This window comes from Photobacterium nomapromontoriensis (assembly GCF_050336815.1).
Taxonomy (GTDB): domain Bacteria; phylum Pseudomonadota; class Gammaproteobacteria; order Enterobacterales; family Vibrionaceae; genus Photobacterium; species Photobacterium nomapromontoriensis.
Map to the genome: position 1 here is coordinate 47,440 of NZ_JAKJSL010000031.1, position 20,790 is coordinate 68,229.

A 20,790-nucleotide genomic window follows, 5' to 3' on the forward strand; every position below is an offset into this window, starting at 1 on the left:
TGCTTAAGTATTGGTTGATGATTTCGCTGTGCTACGACGAAATCTCATAAGTCAGGAAATACCGATGATAACAAGGAGGTATAATGTGCTTAGTAAAGACCTTTCCCCCTACAACATGTAATTGGGATCCTTCCGTTCGATTTAAGCCTGCAACAGAGATGGGATGTTACTCTGTTGGGAAAGACGGTGTGGCAGGGCGCTTAATTACGCTTGATTCAGATAATTGTGACAACCGTACGCATCGCAATCGAGGCGTGAAAGTATTGATCAACCGTGTAAGCCGTAATGCGTTGTACTTTGAGCTGGATGATGAGCTACCGCTGACAGCAAATTATCATCTTGCAGTACAACCATTGGGCCTCCTTGTTGGTTATCTTCAAAGAGATCATCAATCTTTGGATGTGGGCTTACCACCAAATCTACGCTATGTCTTTGTAACCGACAGTTGGATTCCGGAAACAGCGCTACTTAGGCTGGTGATTGAATAAGCACGTTTTGTCTGGATTCAATTGTACATAGACAAGAGACAAAGCAGTTTCATTACGTACCATGACTTATCTTCATATTTATTTAAAAATAGAGACTAAACTGTGACTTAGCAAATACAGGGTTGTTAGTTGCTTGGGTTAAGATTGATCTATAGATGATAATAGTTGGTATAAGGTGAAGGTGTGGATATGACAGCTGCTCTGCGTATCTCTGAAAACGGACAATCAGTGCTATTTGATGCTGAGCGAGTAATGGATGAGGTGTTTACACGCGATCAACTTATATCCCAACTGGCTAATTTGGGAGCGGAAAGGTTTTACTTGTTTGATAACGCAATCGATACCGTCGTGGTCGCTCTTCAAGATTCAAGCGTTGCTAATGAAAAAGAAGCTGTTGCAGTACTTAAACCCGTCATTGTGGCCGAACGCCGTGATGCATCGCTACTGGTTAAGATTGATGCTGATCAGATGAAGGCTTCAATCTCCGTTACAGCGCCTTACGGTGGGAATAATATCACTGGCCAAGCTTTGCTTGAGGCATTGAAAGTGAATCATATTATTAAAGGCCTCCGTAAATCTCAATTACATGAACTTCTTTTGCAAAGCCAAACACTCTTACCGGGAGAAAAAATCACGCTTCCTGTAGCTTTTGGTCGATTACCGGAGCACGGACAAAATGCACGCTTTGAGTTATTGGTCGAGGACGGTGCCAGTCGTATCTTAACGCCTCAGCAAACCGAGGACGGTAAGGTTGATATGCTCGACTTAGGTGATTTAATCACAGTGAAGCCGGGCCAAGCTTTAATGCGACGTATTGAGGAAACGACTGGTGTTGAAGGGTTTACGGTTGATGGTAAAGTTTTGCCCGCAATAGCAGGCAAACCCATTGAATTTAAACCTGGAGAAGGCACATATATCAGTGACATTGATAGTAATATTTTGGTTGCTAGTAAGTCAGGGATCCCTGTTCAAAAGCCTCAAGGGATGCAGGTCGATGATGCGTTGATCCTGAAAGGGGTTAATGTTGCAACTGGCCATATTCATTTTGATGGTAGTATCTTGATTAAAGGCGATGTGACGCCTGGAATGAAAGTTTCTGCAACCGGAAATATTACTGTAACGGGGTTTGTTGAATTAGCGGAACTCAAGGCAGGTGGCAATATTGATGTTGTGAAGGGGATTATTGGACGTAAACAAGACGGTAAAAAACTGGCTTGCGTCATTAATGCGACTGGCAGCATTACCAGTAAGTTTGCACAATATTGTGAAATCAGCTGTGGTCAGAATGTGACACTGACACTTCATGCATTGCACTGTATTATTCGTGCAGGTGGTGAAGTCTTGGTTATGGATCAGCTAAAACGTCATGGTATCTTAAGTGGGGGTTGGATTGAGGCTGGTTACAGTGTGCGTGCCGTTACGATTGGCGCATTAGCTGGCGTGCCGACGACGGTTATTGCTTTTGCTGAATTTGGCGCTTTTATTGAGAAAATGACAGCCTTGAAAAAGCGCTATGAGACAGAGCTTCTCAACATAGCAAAGATAAAAGAGGCGAAGATAAAACTGCTTAAAATCCCGCAACAGAAACGGCCGCCTGAGCTCGTTGACAGAATAAGACAAACCGCGCTGCAACATAAAGAAGCGGTAAGTTCAATCAAAGATGAGTATGAGCAGTTGCGAACTGAATACGATTATTTGCGTGGGCTGGTTTCAATTACGGTTTTCAAGCGGCTCTATCCCGGCGTTGTTTTGCGGATAGAGAAATTGACTCTTGCGATCAGTCAAGAGCATGGCCCTTCAAAAATACAAATTAGTGACACAGCCCTTCAACGAAATTCTTTATGATTTACACTGTAAATTTAATTTACAGTGTAAATCATTCATCCCTTTAAGCGGTGTTATATTGCGTTTTAGCTTAAATTGAAAATGGTGAATGGTGCCGTTTTACCGCGTTAGGCTGCATTTTCTCGATGATATAACCTTGGAAGCCACTAACGAATAGATCCGCGAGTCGATCTAATTGTGTTTCAGTCTCAACCCGTGTTGCGATTGTCATTATATCTAAACTGTGGGCTGTACGGGAGATTGAAGAGAGTAAATTGATTTTCATTTGATCATTGAGCTGATGGGTATATGAGAAATCAATTTTAACGTAGTCAGGGCGAAACTCTTTTAGGTAATCAAGTGATTTCAGGTAGCGACCATAGTTATCAACACCAAAGCGGAATTTATAGAAACGAATAGCCGAGCAAAGTAAGCCGCATGAATCTGGTGTGCGGACAAAACTCGTTTCCGGTATTTCAATAAATAGCCTTGATGACAAGCGTTGATTTCGGTCCATGATTTGCGTTAGCCAACGAATGAATGCAGGATCGCTGACGCTATTGGCGGTGATGTTGATCGCAATAGGACCTTGCCGAGGATTTGCATTAAGTAGGTTGATATGATGAGCAATAACATGACGGTCAAATAAAACACCTGCCCCCACATCTTCAATGGCACCGAGGAACTGGTTTGCACCGTAGTGTTGCTTGTCTTTGCAAATGGCAGAGAATACCTCGTGATGATAGATAGCTTGCGTGTCATCGGCAACGGGCTGATATTGATACTGAATGAGGTTATGATCAATGGCATCAAGTAACAGTGATTTCCATTGTTGTTTACCAAAGGCGATTGCATCGGGTTGCTGGCTATCATCGACGAGGGCAAAGGGGTGATCCGGGGTTCGAGCTGCTTGAGCTAATACGTTGTCTAATTGTGCAAGCAGTTGGCTCGCACTACTGGGATTGCTGACCATAAGCATACCTAGACAAACACTATCTGGCAGTTCAACCTGACGTTGCAGTTGTAACTCAGTGTGGACGGTATGCATCGTTTCACTGATGCTCTTGAGCTTACTGGCAGTAATATTGGGCGCAAGAACCGCGAATTCATCGTACGACAGGCGGGCGAGGGTGATTTCACTGTGGATGATATTTGCATTTAACTCTTCAGCTAATGAACGAACAAAGCTATCACCCATTTCAAATCCTGTTCGCCGGTAGATGTCATCAATCAGTGTCGACTTAAGTAAAATTAATCCACCTTTAGAAGAACTACTGAGCCAAGAGCTAAGTTGATTAATAAAAAAATGGCGGTTGCCTAATCCTGAAACATTATCACGGTAAGCTTGTTCTTTGAGCTTAATGGCTTCCGTTGCCTGCCGTTTGAAGTTAGCTTCTAGCTGCGTTGTTAGATGATTGATCATCTTTGTAATCGCGCGACATTCGGTATCTTGCGGAAGAGGCAATGGGCTCGAAAACTGGTTAGAAGTGATCGTATTATAGTGATCAGCGATAACACTGATTGGGCGTAGTTTGCGTTTTAGTATTAGCAAAAGCGGGATCATAATGAAGAGATAGATAACGAAAGCAATGTAGGTAAATAACAGCAATTGCTGGCCAATTTGACTTTGCAGCGGCGATGATGACAGCGTAAGTCTAACGGTTGCTATCGGACTCTGGTTTTTATAAAGCGTGCGGGATGTTTCAAGTGTGTCAAATTTGGCGATGCTGCTTACCCAGGATGATGTTGTGTTTTGCTCGATTGGGTGTTGGACAAAGGTTTTACCTGTAGATGCTAAAACAAGTTCAAAGGTGGTCTCGGGTTGAGATTGTGCTAGAGACGTGAGTTGCTGTTTTATGTTGTCAGGTGTCAATGTCGTGAATCGGCTGAATGCATTGTTGAGAACGGCTTCTGAGAGATAGGCCTGTGATTGAAGTTGTTTTTCAGCCAAATGCAGTTGGGCTGACTTTACAACAAAAAAATGACCGATTATAACGCTAAGCAATAAAAGGCTTAGACCGGAAAAAATCCAAGTGAATGTGTATTTGGTTATTGTCATTTTTATTCTCAAATGGCACGGAAAATTGTAGGTTTTGCAATAGTAAAAAAGAATGCACGTTATATTCGGGTAACACCTAGTATAAATTATCAAACAACCCAGAATATGCGTGGTACTATCGCCTTAAACATTCTTAGAATTGAATCTTTGTCTAGATTATTTGCAAGGCAATTTAGCTGTTACAGCCTTGAATGAAGCAGAACGCAAATCAAACAGTTAGCTGTCTTCACCTTCGGAAAGCAGGGTATGATTGGGGAAATTTAACTATCACAATCTCACTCATTTTTAAGATGTAAATTGATGATGTGAGAGGGTGACTTTAGGGGGATGCTGATAGTTGTCAACTCGTTACTTTGCATCCGCGCCTTGAGTGAAATCAATAAATTTTTGTATAACTGCGCATATTGAGAGCGCTTGGGTATATAGTGACAAATAGAATAACTAGCGGAGATAACGATGGAATTGTCTGATATGCGTCGTGACTACACTCAAGGTGGTTTACGCCGACATGATTTGCCGGAGCATCCAGAACAACTGTTTGCAAAATGGTTACAGCAAGCTATTGATGCACAGCTGACCGATCCGACCGCTATGACGGTTGCCACGGTTGACAAAAATGGCCAGCCCTATCAACGCATTGTATTGCTAAAGCACTTTGATCAATCAGGATTTGTGTTTTATACCAATCTGGGAAGCCGCAAAGCCATACAGCTAACCGATAATGCTAAGATCAGTTTACATTTTCCCTGGCATCTGCTTGAGCGCCAAGTGCATATTACGGGCAGCGCCGAAAAGTTATCTAAACTGGAAGTGCTGAAGTACTTTTCTACCCGGCCGAAAGAAAGCCAAATCGCGGCTTGGGCGAGTAAGCAAAGTAGTCGTTTGTCTGCCAGACAGGCCCTCGAAAGTAAATTTATGGAAATTAAACAGAAGTTTGCTCACGGGGAAGTACCCGTACCAACGTTTTGGGGGGGGTATCGGGTAAAAATTGATTCTATTGAGTTTTGGCAAGGAGGGGCTAATCGTTTGCACGATCGTTTTCTTTATACCAAGGGCGATGAGCAACCGGACGAGTGGCTGATAGAGCGTCTTGCTCCCTAGTTATCCGTTAAGGTAAAAGATGAAAAAGCAGCTGTTGCTGCTTTTTTTGTGCGTTGCGAACTCGCTATTCTTTCAAGATAACGGATAATTGGCGTTTTAACATGCTTTCTGGAATTTGAGAGCCAAAGCCGAAATCCAAGGCAAGATCAATGAGTTCACTTTTTGAATTGGCGTTAAATTTCTCTCGTAGTCGAATGACATAGTTTTCAATGGTTTTTACTGAAACCCCAAGTACTTTGGCGATATATTGCGGTTTTTTACCATAAAGAAGCAGAAATAAAACTTCTGATTCACGAGTGTTGAGGTTGATGGCGTTATGGTTGAAATCTAAGCTAAAGGACGTTTGTCCTTTCGGAGCAATACCTGCGGCGCGGCAGATCCAATGTCCGACTTCGAGAACAGCAGTATCTTTGAGTTCAACACCAGAAAAAATAGTACCAATCGTTATGTTACTTTCATTTTTCCAAGGCGTTTTAGTGAATAAGTGTGCACGCCAGCTTCCATCCGGATAAGGGTGAATATCCAGTACTCGCATCTTTTTACCAGAGGCCACGACGATATTATCCTGTTTTTGAAATGCATCGGCACACTCCGCTGTTGGGCTTGGCATATCAAAATCAGTACGGCCAATACAATCTAAATGATGGTCGACCCCAATAATTTTCCCATATTCTGCATTGGCGTAAACAAAGATAGAATCCATATCTTTACATCCCCAGCAGCCTGGTAGTTGGTTGAATATATGCAATAAAGATGGATCAACATTATTTGTCACTGTTCCGGCCTGAGTTAATTGGAATCATTCAATTAATGAAGAAAGTGTAAATGAATACTCTGAGGTTACAATATCCCTATGGCGGGTTTTTGGACAAACAAAGAGAAAAAATAAAAAAAAGCCGACCTAAGTGGTCGGCAAAGACAAGAGTTTCACTCCGAAGAGCATAATCCTGTACGACGTGTAGAAGAGGTACTCAATTTAGTTCATATGTTTCGGTATGAGGGTATATAACGAAACTAAACCGAATTGAGTTGTATCCAAAGTTGGACACGGCTGGAAAGATCGATATTTATCGCAACTTGCCAACAAAATAGAATATAACCTAATCAACTTGATAGTGTAAGGGGGGGAATCCCCTATTGACAGTATATATTGATTATGAATGCCAAAATATACCTTTTTGGAATGCATAAAGTAACCTTCAATTTATTGAAATTACTCGATAACTGTGGAGTGAAAATAAGAGTGGTGAAAGTACACTATTGATGAATTATTCATATAAATGAATATGCACAGCTGAAGGCCGTATTTAGCTATACACTCGTCTAACTGAGTCATGTTGCTAATGTGTGATGGTCGTTTGTCCAGAAATTTATGCGCAGGGGATATTGACCAAAGGATAACTCTTACTATTTGGTAATAGCTGGCGGCATAGATTAAGCGGCTGTATATGTTGTTTTGAAATGGTCATCAATGTGTAAAGTGTTGCATTTAAGTTGTTGATTTGTAGTGGAACGATATTCATAGGACAAAATCTGACGGAGAATGTATTTTCAACAGGAACGATGATCAAGTTATTTAGGCTGAACTCGTCAGTTCTTTCGGAACAATGATCAAGGAGACAGTGAAGTGCTTTGATTGAGAACAATAGAAATGACAGTCCACGATATGAAAATCACCCTAAGTCATGGACATAATAATTTGACAATTAACAATTTCTAATTGAAATCACATTGGCCGTAAGTTATCTGTTCTTGATCATCGTTCCACTATTATTCTTACCTTGAAGATGTGATATGATCGCGCTATGAATAACACTATGACTCACTGCAGTTATTTCGCATGAATGAAAAGCAAAACTTGTCCCTCTTTAAGCCTTCTGAGATCGTAAAGTTACCGGAGCAGATGGATCACCACAACCATGGTTATAATCAAGTGGTGATTGGTCTGTCGGGACAAACAGAATTTGATATTGAAGGGGTGGGGAACTTAGTTTGTCCGGGTCAGGGGTGTTTGGTGACGGCTGATTCAGAGCATGCTTTTTCAGGGATCGGAAATAATGAGATCTTAGTGTTAAATGTCCCTGTAGAGCAACGCTTGTCAACGTACAGTGGAGAGGGTATGACTCGGCTGTTTGAACAGTCTGGTTATTTTCATTTAGATCGCCAAGCTCAAACTTTGATTCAGGTATTAACTGCTGAAATGACGGCGCATCCCGATGATTTATTGTTGAGTAAGGCGTGTACAGATACACTGATGTGTGTGTTGCATCGCCATTTTAAACCGCTCAATAATAATAAGCCATCCCAGCGGCTGAATATGGATGTTATTGATCAATATATTATTCAGCACTTAACTCGGAAAATTACCAATACTCAGCTTGCTGGTTTGAATTTTCTCGGCGAAAGTCAATTTCATTGCTTGTTCAAAGCACAAACCGGGGTGACGCCGCATCAGTATGTGCTAAAAAAACGGTTAGAGTTGGCTAGAGAGTTGATAGAGGAGTCTCTGCTGAGTATTGCTCAAGTGGCGCAGAGTACGGGGTTTGCCAGTCAAAGTAGTTTTACGCAGGCGTTTACTCGACAGTATGGTAAGCCACCCGCTCGTTATCGAAAAGATGCACCTTAATTGTTGTTACTCAATGGCTGGGCTTTAAGCCAGCCACCGAGTTTTTTTATCTTTTTTCCTTTTACCCACTCTATTCCTATTCTTTTTGTGATCACTCTGCCATTGTATCCGATACGCCCGCTGCTGGCTGTTAGGTGATACCCTCGATCGTGATGATCATCATTTTCTTCTCTTATCTCTTCTTGATCATCGTTCCTATATTGCTGCTTTATTCATCAAATCCGCAGTGGCAGTTTCTGTTAAATGCATTTATTTTAATTATTTGATGTCTATTTTTGTTAAATAACGGACTTTTTCTAAAAAGTATCGGAGAATAGAGCAAGACTATCGGAGTGGTGGAAAATAAAATCCCCTCAATAGTAACAATGTCGCAACATCTGGCCTGGCGATGGATACCGAGCAAGTAGTTATGCTGGTCCCCCGGTTAGGTTCACTATTGAGGGAATCACTATGTTTCATGCAGCAGATGTACTTCAGCCTGGTTTTATTAAACGTCCATTGGACGATATTTGGTCGTTGATCTCACCGCTTTACAGTGTGGACGAGTCACAATGGCTGACACAGCTCATGCCGTTAGCGCAACCATCAGATCAAGAACGTTCGCTTATAACCGAGAAGGCGACGACATTGATCGAACAGGTACGGGCAGATCAACATGCGATACAGATGATAGATGCACTGTTGTTGGAATATAGTCTAGATACCAAAGAAGGGATCTTATTGATGTGTCTGGCGGAAGCTTTGATGCGGATCCCGGACGCAGCTACTGCGGACGCCTTGATCCGTGACAAGCTGAGTGTGGCTGATTGGAAATCACACCTTAAACATTCTGACTCATTATTTGTTAACGCCTCAACCTGGGGCTTGATGCTGACGGGTAAGGTGGTCGCGCTCGATAGTCAGGAAGATGGGACACCCAGTCATGTGATCAACCGCTTAGTCAATAAAATGTCTGAGCCTGTGATCCGTCAGGCGATGAACCAAGCCATGAAAGTGATGGGTCACCAATTCGTGCTTGGTCGCACTATTGAAGAAGCGATAAAAAACGGCAAGCCCAAGCGTGAACAAGGTTTTACGTATTCATTTGATATGCTTGGTGAAGCCGCATTAACTGCTCAGGATGCACGAAAATACTTTGATGACTACGTTATGGCAGTAGAGGCGGTTGGCCGTGACTGTTATAGCAAAGGCCTAGCGAATTCTATTCACTCGTCCGCACCGACAGTGTCCATTAAATTGTCAGCATTACATCCACGGTATGACGTAGCTAATGAAGCTCGGGTACTGACCGAAATGTATGACTCGGTACTGTGGTTGCTTAAGCGCGCACGGGCGTTAAATGTTGGTATCACAATCGATGCGGAAGAAGCGGATCGCCTTGAGCTGTCACTTAAATTGTTTGAGAAGCTGTATCGATCCGAGACGATAAAGGGATGGGGGCGGTTTGGCTTGGTTGTTCAAGCCTATTCTAAGCGTGCATTGCCAGCTTTGGCTTGGCTTGCCGCTCTTTCTCGTGAGCAGGGAGATGTGATCCCTCTTCGCTTAGTAAAGGGGGCATATTGGGATAGCGAGCTTAAGTGGTCACAGGAAAATGGTTATTCTGGTTATCCTGTTTTTACTCGTAAAGAAGCAACAGATACGTCCTATTTGGCCTGTGCGCGTTTCTTGTTATCGCCCCATATTCAGGGACTGATTTATCCTCAGTTTGCCAGCCATAATGCTCATACCGTGTCGGCAATAATGGCGATGGCGGGTGAAAATCGCCATTTTGAATTTCAGCGGCTGCATGGAATGGGGAATGCTCTGTATAACCATGCCATGGCGATGTTCCAGACCAACATAAGAATTTATGCCCCAGTGGGCAGTCACAAAGATTTACTTCCTTATTTAGTTCGGCGCTTACTTGAAAATGGCGCGAATAGTTCGTTTGTTCATCGTCTGGTCGACGCTAGCTGCCCTGTCGAGAGTTTGATTCAGCATCCGCTTGATACTTTGCGTGCCAGGCCGACATTACATAATAACTTGATCCCACTGCCACCTAAGATTTTTGGGCATGAACGTCAAAACTCTGCTGGGATCAATATTGATATTGAATCTCAATGGCTGTCGTTTAACGCAGAGGTAAGTGCCTTTGCCAATATCCAGTGGCAGGCAGGACCGATAATTAACGGCAACACAATCTTTGATACTGGGATCAATTATTCAGTCACGGCCCCTTATGATCGCCGCGAGAGCGTCGGGCAGGTTGCCTTTGTGAGTGATGAATGGGTCGCTGCTGCGATTGATGTCGCTGAGATGGCATACCCGAGCTGGTCACAGCGGCCGGTTACGGAGCGTGCAGATTGTCTATTACGTTTGGCGGATTTGCTAGAAGCGAATACGGGAGAGTTGGTAGCACTGTGTCAGCGTGAAGCGGGTAAGACAATTCAAGATAGTATTGATGAAATTCGTGAAGCCGTTGATTTTTGCGGATTTTATGCCGAGCAAGCTGTCACTAACTTTGGGACACCACAGTCTGTTACTGGCTTTGACGGAACCATTCAGTCATTTCTTTATCAGGGGCGCGGCGTTGTTGCTTGTATCAGCCCGTGGAATTTTCCATTAGCGATTTTTCTCGGTCAGATCACCGCTGCACTGGTTGCCGGAAATACAGTTATTGCAAAACCTGCTGAGCAGACGTCATTGATTGCTTTTCGGGCGATCACGCTGATGCTTCAGGCGGGGGTGCCAGCAGGGGTCATTCAGTTATTGCCGGGTACGGGAGCCGATGTTGGTGCAATCTTGATCTCTGATCCGCGCATTGCTGGTGTCGCTTTTACCGGTTCGACTGAAACGGCCCAGCGGATCAATCGTGCGCTTGTTGCACGAGATTGCTTGCCCGTACCATTTATTGCTGAAACTGGCGGCCAGAATGCAATGATTGTTGACAGCACCGCACTGCCTGAACAGGTGGTGCGTGATGTTGTGCACTCTGCTTTTGCGTCTGCGGGCCAGCGTTGTTCAGCACTGCGGGTGTTGTATATTCAGCAGGATATTGCCGATCGCGTGCTCAATCTGCTCAAAGGTGCCATGGCTGAACTGTCGGTAGGGCGGCCAGAATTACACAGTACCGATGTCGGCCCCGTGATAGATGCAGAGGCTCGCGATAAGCTTCTGACTCATATTCAAACCTTAAAAAATCAGGCGACGTTAGTCGCACAATCACCAATGGCCAAGAGCTGTCGTCATGGCGACTTTGTGCCACCTACTGCTTTTGAAATTCCGTCGATTGAAATACTCAAGACTGAGCACTTTGGCCCGATCCTCCATGTTATTCGTTTTAACGCTAATGAGCTTGATGGGGTTATTGACCAAATAAATCAGACGGGCTTTGGTTTGACGATAGGGATCCATAGCCGCAATGAGCGAACGTATCGCCATATTGAGCGTCGTGCACGGGTAGGTAACTGTTATATCAATCGGGATCAGGTTGGTGCGGTTGTTGGCGTTCAGCCGTTTGGTGGGCAAGGCCTGTCCGGGACGGGCCCAAAAGCGGGAGGGCCGCACTATGTGTACGCCTTTACCTTACTCGTTGAACAAGCCCAATTGCCGAAAGTGATGAATTAAGGAGTGATCATGACTATTCAGACAATGATAAATACCAGTGTGGCGGCATGGGAAGGCTGGAATAGCCTTGGTTACGATGCCCGCTTACGCATTTTGCGCCACTGGGCTGATTTATTAACGCCTGAGTGCCGAGCGATGGTGGAATTTCAGTGCATTCATGCCAAGCAGCACGTGGCGACAACCGCCGTACTGTCCGGTCCTACGGGGGAAACCAATGAGCTCTACTGTGCTGGACGTGGCTGCTGGGTGGTAACTGTAGACAGCGATACCTCTTTGGTTGCGGTGATCGGACAATTGGCTGCCGCATTGGTAACCGGTAATACCGTATTTGTTTATCTGCCGAGAGGATATGACTTGTCGGCGAATGAACTGATCACACAGCTGGAGCAGTGTGGCTGTGTGGGTGGTGTGATCACCGCCATTAATAACGATCAGCTCGCTGATTTAGTCAGCCATCCTACGATTGCAGGGGTGGCGTATGCAGGCAAGCGATCGACCACGTTGGCGTTAGCTCGTCAACTTGCTGCCCGTGATGGACAGTTAGCTCAATTGATCAGTGAAACTGATTGTGAGTTGCTGCCTGTTATCGGCAGCCCAACCTATTCACTGCATTTTGTAACCGAAAGGACACGAACCAACAATATTACAGCGGTAGGCGGTAATGCGACGCTGCTGGAGTTGGGCAGTGGTGAGCGATATTAAATTTTAACACGATAACCAAAACGCTTCTGCCATGGACAGGGGCACTATGTAAGGGAACTTTAACCATGATCGAAAGTAGCTTTGCGATAACGGCAACGTTTATCGCTTATTTGATTGGTATGTCGGCCATTGGCTACATGGCCTACAAGCGCACGTCGAATTCGGCAGATTATTTTTTAGGGGGACGCACTCTCGGACCTTGGCCTGCCGCGTTGTCAGCGGGGGCTTCTGATATGAGCGGCTGGCTGCTTTTGGGCTTACCCGGCCTAGCCTATATGGCTGGTGTTGAGGCATTTTGGCTGGCTGGTGGTCTGCTGTTGGGAACATGGCTGAATTGGCTGATCTGTGCCAAACGGCTGCGTACATATAGTATTACTACTGATAACGCCTTGACAATACCCGAATTTCTAGCGCGTCGTTTTGATGATAAATCTAAGCTGCTACAAACTATTTCAGCCTTCTTCATTTTGCTATTCTTCCTTTTTTATACCAGCTCAGGTTTAGTTGCAGGCGGAAAATTGTTTGAAACCGTTTTTGGTCTGGAATATTCGGTTGCCGTTGTTGTCGGTACCTTGTGTGTGGTGTCTTACACGTTGTTTGGGGGCTTCCTGGCTGTATCTTGGACGGATTTAGTGCAAGGGTTACTGATGTCGGCGGCATTGATGATCGTGCCTCTTGCCGCCATGCAGGGCGGGGTTGGTGATCTGGCTATCGCGCTGGAAGCAAAGAACCCTGAGTTAATGACGCTATTTAACGATGTTAAAGGACAGCCGTTATCGGCGATTGCCATTATCTCACTGGTGGCTTGGGGGCTTGGTTATTTTGGTCAGCCGCATATTTTGGCTCGCTTTAAGGCAACCCGCAGTAACGCTGATATTGCGACGGCGCGTCGTATAGCGGTAGTCTGGACGGCACTGTCAATGATGGGGGCGATCTTAGTTGGATTAGTCGGGATCCTGTACGTAGATAATCAGATGTCAGGGACCTTGGATGACGGCGAGCGTATCTTTATGTTATTGGTTAATACCATGTTCCACCCTGTGATCGCCGGTATATTGTTGGCGGCTATTTTGGCGGCGATCATGAGTACGGCTGATTCTCAATTGCTGGTCTCTTCATCTGCACTGGCTGAAGATTTCTATAAGCAAGTATTCCGTCCACAAGCAAGTTCCGATGAAATTGTGAAGGTCGGTCGCTTTGCGGTGATCATTTTGTCGACGATTGCGACGATGCTGGCAATGAATCCTGATAGTACGGTTTTGGGGCTAGTTTCTTATGCGTGGGCGGGTTTTGGCGCTGCATTCGGCCCGGCGTTGTTGCTGAGCCTGTTCTGGAAAGGTATGAACCGTAATGGTGCGTTGGCGGGTATTATTGTTGGGGCACTGACCGTGGTGGTATGGAAGCAACTAACAGGAGGCATTTTTGATCTGTATGAAATTGTCCCTGGTTTTATTTTTGCTTCGGTAGTGATTGTTGTTGTGAGTAAGATAACTGGTGGTGCTTCTAAAGAGGTTGAAGCACAGTTTGACCAATACCAGAAAAACCTGATCGAATTTAAGTAAGTACTTATTACGTACTCCGTACAATAGAAAACAGTCGCTATTTATGCGACTGTTTTTTTTGGTATGTACTGACTCATTGGCGAATTATTCGCAAGGCGGGGCTAGGTGGATCATCGCAAGGCCTCCGAGTGAGGTTTCACGGTATTTTTTATTCATATCCTTACCGGTTTGATACATGGTTTCAATGACTTTATCGAGGGAAATAAGTGATTTACTGTTACGTTTTAATGCCATGCGCGATGCATTAATAGCTTTCATGGCTCCCATGGCATTGCGCTCTATGCAAGGGATCTGGACCAAGCCCCCGATGGGATCACAGGTCATCCCTAGGGAGTGCTCCATCGCAATTTCTGCAGCCATGCAGATCTGTTCGTTACTCCCGCCACGAAGTGCGGTGAGGCCGGCGGCGGCCATTGAGGATGAAACGCCGATTTCACCCTGACAGCCCACTTCTGCACCTGATATTGATGCATTCATTTTATATAGCATGCCAATGGCACCGGATACGGCAAGAAAGTCTTTGATCTGTTTTATGTCCAGTTCACAGATAAACTGATCGTAGTACATCAATACTGCCGGGATCACTCCAGCCGCGCCATTGGTGGGAGAGGTGACGACTTGACCTCCTGCTGCATTTTCTTCACTGACAGCAAAGGCAAAGAGGTTAACCCAATCAAGGATAACCATAGGATCATTCTCGATATCTTTATTCGCTTCCAGTTTTTTAAGCAGAGCGGGGGCCCGGCGGGTCACATGCAGTCCGCCGTCTAGAATCCCTTCGGTCTGAAAACCTCGCATCATACAGTGAGTCATGACATCCCAGATTTGAGCCGCCTTACTATCTATCTCATCTTGTGAGCGAAAAGCCAGTTCATTACGCAGGAACATGGCACCGATACTGAGTCCTGCTTTTTCGGTACCATTGAGAATATCCTCTGCGGAATTAAACGGATAAGGCACGTTAATATCCAAGCTGGCCTTGCCGTGCAGCAGTTCATCCGCCGTGGCGATAAATCCGCCACCAATGGAATAATAGGTTTCCGTAAAAAGAGGCCGCGCCTGCTGATCAAATGCTGTGATTGTCATGCCATTTTCATGTAGCGGGAGGTTGTCAGTATGGAAAAGGATATCGGTATCTGGGTCGAAATGAATGTTTTGTTGATTGGCCAGCCGCAGCGATTTTGATGTGAGCCCAGCCGTCATGGCTTGATTAGCCGCCGTAATATCAACGCAATCGGGTGTATTGTGCATTAAGCCCAGTACCGTGGCTCGATCGGTATGGTGTCCCTTGCCCGTTAGTGACAGTGAGCCGTACAGATCAATCTGTACGCGTGTGATCTTGTCGAGTATTGCTGTCACTTTCTGACAAAAATCGAAGCCCGCAAGCATTGGCCCATTGGTGTGAGAGCTCGACGGGCCAACCCCGATTTTGAAGATATCGAAAATGGATAGCATCGTAACTCCTTCAGCCTCTGTTAGCCGTTGTGGCAATAATATGCCGTGAACTTACTGTGAACCATAGGATTAGGTTGAGTATAGATGATGTAAACACGGATCAATGATCAAGGAATAAGTAGTTTTGCCAGCTCTTCATTCGGATCAATACTTTCCGCATGACAGCGACATGTTCAAATTGGTCAGAGTAGACAGCGATTTCGACATTGGTGCCTTGTGGGAGGCGATACTGGCTGAGATCGTCAGTGATTTTTAATTTGATCAACGGACGTCCCTGTTGCAGCAGTAAGTCACTGCCATAGAGCGTGCCAGTCGCTTGCACTTGGTTTTCACCAATGGCGGGTAATACCTCAATCACTTCGCCCTGAAAGGTTTGTCCGGGCAGGGCTTTAAAAATGAAGTCGGCTTTAAAGCCCGGCTCTAAACGTAATAATGAGTTTTGTCTGAAGGCGCCAATATAATATTGCTCTTCCAGATGAATAAAGGTCATGACAGGCCGCAGTGGCAGCGAGACCGCCATCATTCCTGGCCGAAGTTGTACTTGAGTGACATAGCCATCGGTCGGGGCGTGGACCACTGTTTCAGCTAAATTAAATTCAGCTTGGATCAGTTGAGCGCGGGCTTTGGCGATAGTGGTATTTTCACCCATCACTTCGGACTCATACATTAATTTTGCACGGTGCTCTTCCGCTCGGGCTGCAGATAATGCAGCTTCAGCACTACGGTAGAACTGGCGACGGTTATCCCTTTCTGCGGCGGTAAAGGCCCCGCGTTTAAACCCTTTTTCATAACGTTTGTACTGTGCAAAGGTACGGGTTTGTTCCGCGATGGCCTTGGCTGTGGTCGCTTGAGCGGCTTTATAGGCGGCTTTGAGTCCGAGTACACTTTGCTGTGCTTCAGCGAGAATAGCCTGCTGAAGCTGAACTTCGGCCTCGAAAGGAGTGGCATCAATTTTAAATAACACTTCGCCTTTTTGAATGAGCTTATTGGGTGTCACTGCCACGTCGATGACCTTGCCCTTAACACCGGGTACGATTGGGGTTGTGACGAAGACTTGCCCACCTTGCGTCGTATAAGGGTGGTTATAGTTCATGAGTAATATCAAGGTACCAATGAGCACAACACCGCCAAGTACGGCGGTGGGTACGGTCCATTTATTGAGCGGAATGTTAAATATTTTAAATATGGCAATGCATAAGGCGGTATAAGTAAGGATGAGTAATAAATCCATTAGTGCTCATCTCCTGCGGTTGGGGAAGACGGCGAACCCGCTACGGGGGGCTGATAATGTTGGGCTTGTTTAACCTCAAGTGTGGCGACTTTTTCGGTTAAATGTTCCACTTGTTCGGTCAGTTTGAGGATGTCATGGTGAAGCTCGTTTTGCTCATTTTGAATTTGGGTGAAGCCCCAGCCTCGGTCTTCTCGCCACAAGGTGGCCCAAATCCACAAGAATGGCCACAATACATGAAGGGTAAACAGACTGACCCACCCAGCGTAATGGATGGCATCTTGATGCGGATGGTTACGTGATTTTGAAATTTCATACGGAATATCGTGGATAGCGATGATCCCGTAAAAAAGAAAAATAGCGACAAAGCACAACACCCCTAAGGCAAAATAGTCAAGAAACACTGCTCCTCCTTATTTTGGTTATTTTTAGAATACCCTCGCTATAAACCTAGCACCTTATGTATACGACTGGGTTTTTAGATTGAGGCAGCAAATGGTACAAAGGGTGTTTTTCTGTTATTTAAGTGAAATATCAATATGAAAGACAGTAAAGAGTACTCTAGCTATTGGTTTATTGGTCGATATATATCCAAGTGGCCTAAATCATGCGAGATTCACACCCGCTGGATGCGTTGTCTTGAGGGGGAAGCTTGAGGTAATTAGGGTATACAAGCTGTCGCGTTTTAGACGTCACAGGGGTATAGCGGTCAAGTGTCGTTCTTTAGTTGAAAATGTTTTAGGGGGTGTATGTCTACGTTACTTGTTGGTCTTGGTGTTGTTGGTGGATTACTGGCGTGGATACTATTTCGCTATTTTGCGGCGCAGAAACGGCGAGAAATAGATGCGGCAGCACGGCGTGTGAAAGAGAATAACTACCAACGCGTTCTGGAAAAAGCCAAACATGCTGAGCATGAGGAGAAGATATTTAAGGCGCAGACCGGCCATATCCTCAGTCAGTTGTCCTTGGCTAAAGAGTATGAACTAACCAATATTCATGAGGCTCTGAAGTGGTATTACAAAGCGGCCATACAAGATAACATTATTGCTCAGAACGCGCTGGCGCGTTTGTATCGGATGGATAACGAGGATCCTGACGGTAATGCTAAATCGGCTTATTGGTCAATGGTTGTCCAGGCAAAGCAACAGGAACCGGCTGCACAGTTTGAGTTAGGTCGATATCAAATCCGAGGTTATGGTTCTGAGGTCGATATTGAGAGCGGGGTCGCTAATGTGTTGGCTGCGGCTGAGGTTGGATATTTACCAGCACAGCTGTTTCTTGGTGATTGGTATGTGTCAGAGAATGTGCAGTGTAAAGAGCCGCAAGAAGCATTTCACTGGCGGATCAACGCCGCGCTTCACAATGACCCACAAGCTTGTATTAATACCGCGTACTGCTATCAGGCTGGTATGGGGATCACCAAGAATAAACTGTGTAGTGTGTACTGGTTAGAGCGGGCGGCTGAACTGGATAATGCAAAAGCGCAGCAGTTAGCGGCGAAAATGCATATTGGTTCCGATGCCAATAATGCAGCTGTTGCTTATATTTGGTACTCGTTAGCCTATGTGAACGGTAGTCAGTCGGCTAAAGAAGAGCGAAATAAGCTGGCACAAGCAATTGGAATTGATGAAATTCTTGCCGTACAAAATGTTGCCAATACGGTATTTAAGATGATTAAGCATGAAGCTTATCAGCCGCATAAGGTTATAACCGTCTTAGATCGGGTATATGGTCGTAAGGGTTACCGGCCAACAGAGGAGATGTTGGCCGGATTGGCCTCACGGGATGGGCGGGATGATACAGTCACAGATGGTGATCTGCAGGCTGAGGTTATTGCTGAGACGTCTGATGACCTGAATGACAATAAGGGTACTGAGCGTAACGAAACGAGCCCACTCAATGTTACCGCCGCCAAGGAGTACAGCGATCAGAATTGGCAGGCGTCATGGAGTAGCTTTATGAGTGAAACGGATAAACCGTAAAGTATGGTTGGGATAACCACAAAAAAGCCCGTATTGGGCCTTTTGTGGCTAGATTTGCGCTATTGAGGCCGGATGTGATCCAGCAGTTGCATCATCGTCGTGAGTGTCGTGACGCGGGGGTGATCAATATGCGGTGCATGGGGGGGGGCGGCATAATGAAACGTTGGTATATTGGCATTGATCCCGGCTTGTACCCCTTTAAGCGTGTCATCAACAAAGACACAGTCTTGTAACCGATAGCCCATATGCATGGCACTGAAATGAATGAGATCAGGATCGGGTTTCCAGCTGCTGGCCTCAAAACCACTAAAAAGCTTACCTTCGAAGTAGTGGAGCAGATTAGTGAGGCTAAGGGTATGCTCCATTTTATGCACTGGGCCGTTGGAGGCAATACACATGTCAATCCCCATGTCGGTGAGTATTGCCAACAGCTCGGGTACGCCCTCAATGGGTTTAAGCTGTTGCTCGAATAATATACGGCATTCTTCGCGATACATAGGTTCGAGTATATCGATAGGTAGGTTTACGCCAGTACGAGCCTTTGTCTCAGCCAGAATATCGACAATTTTACCGCCTTGAAAATGCGCGATGCATTCATTAAGACTGAGTGTTCCCCCCTGACGGGAAAATATATTGACTAAGGCCTGATTACACAGGACTTCACTGTCTACCAGTGTGCCGTCACAGTCAAAAATAACGCAACGGATGCTATGCGCCTGATCGTTCATTGTTCTAAGTCCTGTCACGATTATGTCTTTGATTGTTAATACAGAGAGCGGCTTTCTACAACTGAATGATTGGTATTTTGTTAGCGGTATCGCTTGTTCATTATTTTTGTCACAGAACTCTGCGATTTAACCCTCATTCTGCGTTGGCGTAATGCCAGTGCCACTGTGTGCAATGTTCAAGGCTGAAGACGTATTACTTTTACTGATATTGGTCTGAGATAAATGTCTCTAGTATCGAGACCCCCGATCCTGTTGATTGCTGTTCAGCCTGGAGAAACGCATAAATTGCGTCCTCGTGTTGCTGAACTAAGTTAAACAGCTCGTGATGTTCGGTGGCTGTAGCAGCCTGCTCTTGGTATTTCTGAGCATAGGGCGCAACCCATGGTAACAAGGTATTGATGAGGTCGTTCCATGGTAAATCTAGCCATTTTTCAGCGTCTTGTTCGCCTTTATTTTGCATAGCAAGATCGTTTTCTGGGCACGATAAGCCAACGGCATCTAATCCTGATTGGAGCTTCTGCGCCGTAATTTGTTCGATTTGTATCAAAAGTTGCCATTTCTTGATATGCGTATCATCACTATACTTCTTGGCAAAAGCCGTGAAGAAGGCTATGCCGTAAAGTTCACCAAGGTAGGCGGAATAAAGTTGGTTGAGTGACATTGGGATACCTCTGTTGTTAGCCAGTCGTCTGGTATTAGAATCAATAGTCTGATGTGCCGCGCCGTGAGCGTAAGGCATACATTATAAGGGGTGGCTATGTCATCATCCATTTTTCCTTCATGGCTGGGTGGCTATGAAGTTAGGGAACATGTACGAAATCCCAATATTATTGTTGGGGAGCATACTTATTATTCGGGGTATTACCACGATAAACATTTTGAAGATCAGTGTGTTCGATACTTACTGGGAGATCATTCCAGCCGTGCCGTGTGGGAGTCGGGGATCTTTGGTCAGGTCGATCAGCTGATTATCGGTAAATTTTGCTCGATAGCCTCAGGAGCGACCTTCATGCTTGCGGGGAACCAAGGGCACCGCCATGACTGGGTTTCATCATTTCCGTTTGACGTGAGTAAATTTGGTAACAAGGTCAAATCGGGCTTTGAACGAGCGGGTGATACCGTGATTGGTCATGATGTCTGGATTGGCTCTGAATGCGTCATTATGCCAGGGGTGACCATTGGTGATGGGGCAGTGATTGGAGCTCGAGCGGTTGTGACCAAAGATATTGCGCCTTACTCTGTCGTGGTAGGTAACCCAGGACAAGTCGTCAAGACACGCTTTGCTGGTAAGCACATCGCCATGTTACTTGAGATGAAATGGTGGGACTGGTCAATGGAGCGCTTACAGCGCAACATGGATGTGATGTGCAGCAGCGATATTGATGCCCTATATCAGCGCTATAGGGCCTTCAGCTCTGACTGAACATGA

General features: G+C 45.4%; 16 protein-coding genes. 9 read left to right on the forward strand and 7 right to left on the reverse strand.

Going from position 1 to position 20,790, the window contains the following annotated elements:
• The first annotated feature begins 83 nt into the window (after nt 1-83).
• Complete coding sequence (locus tag L4D12_RS13500; RefSeq protein WP_428448372.1) at nt 84-488, forward strand: hypothetical protein; 405 nt, start codon at nt 84-86, stop codon at nt 486-488.
• Between the two features lie 189 nt (nt 489-677).
• Nucleotides 678-2,333 carry a flagellar assembly protein A gene (locus tag L4D12_RS13505; RefSeq protein WP_428448373.1) on the forward strand — a complete coding sequence of 552 codons (1,656 nt, stop codon included), beginning with the start codon at nt 678-680 and terminating at the stop codon, nt 2,331-2,333.
• Nucleotides 2,334-2,403: 70 nt separating this feature from the next.
• On the opposite strand, the gene L4D12_RS13510 is transcribed toward L4D12_RS13505, so the two are convergent.
• The gene (locus tag L4D12_RS13510; protein ID WP_428448374.1) at nt 2,404-4,371 is read right to left on the reverse strand and encodes an EAL domain-containing protein; all 1,968 of its coding nucleotides are present in this window, start codon (nt 4,369-4,371) and stop codon (nt 2,404-2,406) included.
• Between the two features lie 456 nt (nt 4,372-4,827).
• Between L4D12_RS13510 and pdxH the strand changes: the two genes are divergently transcribed.
• Nucleotides 4,828-5,472: a pyridoxamine 5'-phosphate oxidase gene (pdxH, locus tag L4D12_RS13515; protein WP_428448375.1), complete on the forward strand. Its 645-nt coding sequence runs from the start codon at nt 4,828-4,830 to the stop codon at nt 5,470-5,472.
• 64 nt (nt 5,473-5,536) lie between these two features.
• Here pdxH and L4D12_RS13520 read toward each other — a convergent pair whose 3' ends face one another.
• Nucleotides 5,537-6,247: a helix-turn-helix transcriptional regulator gene (locus L4D12_RS13520; protein WP_428448376.1), complete on the reverse strand. Its 711-nt coding sequence runs from the start codon at nt 6,245-6,247 to the stop codon at nt 5,537-5,539.
• Between the two features lie 1,065 nt (nt 6,248-7,312).
• Here L4D12_RS13520 and L4D12_RS13525 point away from each other — a divergent pair.
• From L4D12_RS13525 to putP, 4 genes are all read left to right on the forward strand, one after another.
• On the forward strand, nt 7,313-8,098 hold the full coding sequence (locus L4D12_RS13525) for a helix-turn-helix domain-containing protein (RefSeq protein ID WP_428448377.1): 786 nt from the start codon (nt 7,313-7,315) through the stop codon (nt 8,096-8,098).
• A 450-nt stretch (nt 8,099-8,548) separates the two neighbouring features.
• Complete coding sequence (gene putA, locus L4D12_RS13530; RefSeq protein WP_428448378.1) at nt 8,549-11,704, forward strand: bifunctional proline dehydrogenase/L-glutamate gamma-semialdehyde dehydrogenase PutA; 3,156 nt, start codon at nt 8,549-8,551, stop codon at nt 11,702-11,704.
• A gap of 9 nt (nt 11,705-11,713) precedes the next feature.
• Nucleotides 11,714-12,406 carry an aldehyde dehydrogenase family protein gene (locus L4D12_RS13535; protein ID WP_428448379.1) on the forward strand — a complete coding sequence of 231 codons (693 nt, stop codon included), beginning with the start codon at nt 11,714-11,716 and terminating at the stop codon, nt 12,404-12,406.
• Between the two features lie 65 nt (nt 12,407-12,471).
• Nucleotides 12,472-13,968, forward strand: a complete 1,497-nt coding sequence (gene putP / locus L4D12_RS13540) for a sodium/proline symporter PutP (RefSeq protein WP_428448380.1) — start codon at nt 12,472-12,474, stop codon at nt 13,966-13,968.
• An 84-nt stretch (nt 13,969-14,052) separates the two neighbouring features.
• Here putP and L4D12_RS13545 read toward each other — a convergent pair whose 3' ends face one another.
• The 3 genes from L4D12_RS13545 to L4D12_RS13555 form a co-directional block, all read right to left on the reverse strand.
• A complete protein-coding gene (locus tag L4D12_RS13545) occupies nt 14,053-15,423 on the reverse strand; it encodes an L-serine ammonia-lyase (protein WP_428448381.1) in 1,371 nt (456 codons plus the stop codon).
• Nucleotides 15,424-15,523: 100 nt separating this feature from the next.
• Nucleotides 15,524-16,654 carry an HlyD family secretion protein gene (locus tag L4D12_RS13550; RefSeq protein ID WP_428448382.1) on the reverse strand — a complete coding sequence of 377 codons (1,131 nt, stop codon included), beginning with the start codon at nt 16,652-16,654 and terminating at the stop codon, nt 15,524-15,526.
• Nucleotides 16,654-17,055, reverse strand: a complete 402-nt coding sequence (locus L4D12_RS13555) for a DUF3302 domain-containing protein (RefSeq protein ID WP_428448383.1) — start codon at nt 17,053-17,055, stop codon at nt 16,654-16,656. The genes L4D12_RS13550 and L4D12_RS13555 overlap by 1 nt, the downstream gene beginning before the upstream one ends.
• 345 nt (nt 17,056-17,400) lie before the next feature.
• Here L4D12_RS13555 and L4D12_RS13560 point away from each other — a divergent pair, with 345 nt between their 5' ends.
• Nucleotides 17,401-18,633: a tetratricopeptide repeat protein gene (locus L4D12_RS13560; protein ID WP_428448384.1), complete on the forward strand. Its 1,233-nt coding sequence runs from the start codon at nt 17,401-17,403 to the stop codon at nt 18,631-18,633.
• Nucleotides 18,634-18,692: 59 nt separating this feature from the next.
• Here L4D12_RS13560 and yieH read toward each other — a convergent pair whose 3' ends face one another.
• Together yieH and L4D12_RS13570 are read right to left on the reverse strand one after the other, a co-directional pair.
• The gene (gene yieH, locus L4D12_RS13565; RefSeq protein WP_428448385.1) at nt 18,693-19,361 is read right to left on the reverse strand and encodes a 6-phosphogluconate phosphatase; all 669 of its coding nucleotides are present in this window, start codon (nt 19,359-19,361) and stop codon (nt 18,693-18,695) included.
• A gap of 199 nt (nt 19,362-19,560) precedes the next feature.
• On the reverse strand, nt 19,561-20,022 hold the full coding sequence (locus L4D12_RS13570) for a hypothetical protein (RefSeq protein WP_428448386.1): 462 nt from the start codon (nt 20,020-20,022) through the stop codon (nt 19,561-19,563).
• Nucleotides 20,023-20,118: 96 nt separating this feature from the next.
• Between L4D12_RS13570 and L4D12_RS13575 the strand changes: the two genes are divergently transcribed.
• Complete coding sequence (locus L4D12_RS13575) at nt 20,119-20,784, forward strand: CatB-related O-acetyltransferase (RefSeq protein WP_428448387.1); 666 nt, start codon at nt 20,119-20,121, stop codon at nt 20,782-20,784.
• Nucleotides 20,785-20,790 lie beyond the last annotated feature (6 nt).

Bases quoted from the DNA above. Each gene is read 5' to 3' on its own strand.
- yieH (WP_428448385.1), bottom strand. From the start codon at position 19,361: ATGAACGATCAGGCGCATAGCATCCGTTGCGTTATTTTTGACTGTGAC.
- L4D12_RS13545 (WP_428448381.1), bottom strand. From the start codon at position 15,423: ATGCTATCCATTTTCGATATCTTCAAAATCGGGGTTGGCCCGTCGAGC.
- L4D12_RS13500 (WP_428448372.1), top strand. From the start codon at position 84: ATGTGCTTAGTAAAGACCTTTCCCCCTACAACATGTAATTGGGATCCT.
- putA (WP_428448378.1), top strand. From the start codon at position 8,549: ATGTTTCATGCAGCAGATGTACTTCAGCCTGGTTTTATTAAACGTCCA.
- L4D12_RS13535 (WP_428448379.1), top strand. From the start codon at position 11,714: ATGACTATTCAGACAATGATAAATACCAGTGTGGCGGCATGGGAAGGC.
- L4D12_RS13525 (WP_428448377.1), top strand. From the start codon at position 7,313: ATGAATGAAAAGCAAAACTTGTCCCTCTTTAAGCCTTCTGAGATCGTA.
- L4D12_RS13575 (WP_428448387.1), top strand. From the start codon at position 20,119: ATGTCATCATCCATTTTTCCTTCATGGCTGGGTGGCTATGAAGTTAGG.
- L4D12_RS13570 (WP_428448386.1), bottom strand. From the start codon at position 20,022: ATGTCACTCAACCAACTTTATTCCGCCTACCTTGGTGAACTTTACGGC.
- L4D12_RS13550 (WP_428448382.1), bottom strand. From the start codon at position 16,654: ATGGATTTATTACTCATCCTTACTTATACCGCCTTATGCATTGCCATA.
- L4D12_RS13510 (WP_428448374.1), bottom strand. From the start codon at position 4,371: ATGACAATAACCAAATACACATTCACTTGGATTTTTTCCGGTCTAAGC.
- pdxH (WP_428448375.1), top strand. From the start codon at position 4,828: ATGGAATTGTCTGATATGCGTCGTGACTACACTCAAGGTGGTTTACGC.
- putP (WP_428448380.1), top strand. From the start codon at position 12,472: ATGATCGAAAGTAGCTTTGCGATAACGGCAACGTTTATCGCTTATTTG.
- L4D12_RS13560 (WP_428448384.1), top strand. From the start codon at position 17,401: ATGTCTACGTTACTTGTTGGTCTTGGTGTTGTTGGTGGATTACTGGCG.
- L4D12_RS13505 (WP_428448373.1), top strand. From the start codon at position 678: ATGACAGCTGCTCTGCGTATCTCTGAAAACGGACAATCAGTGCTATTT.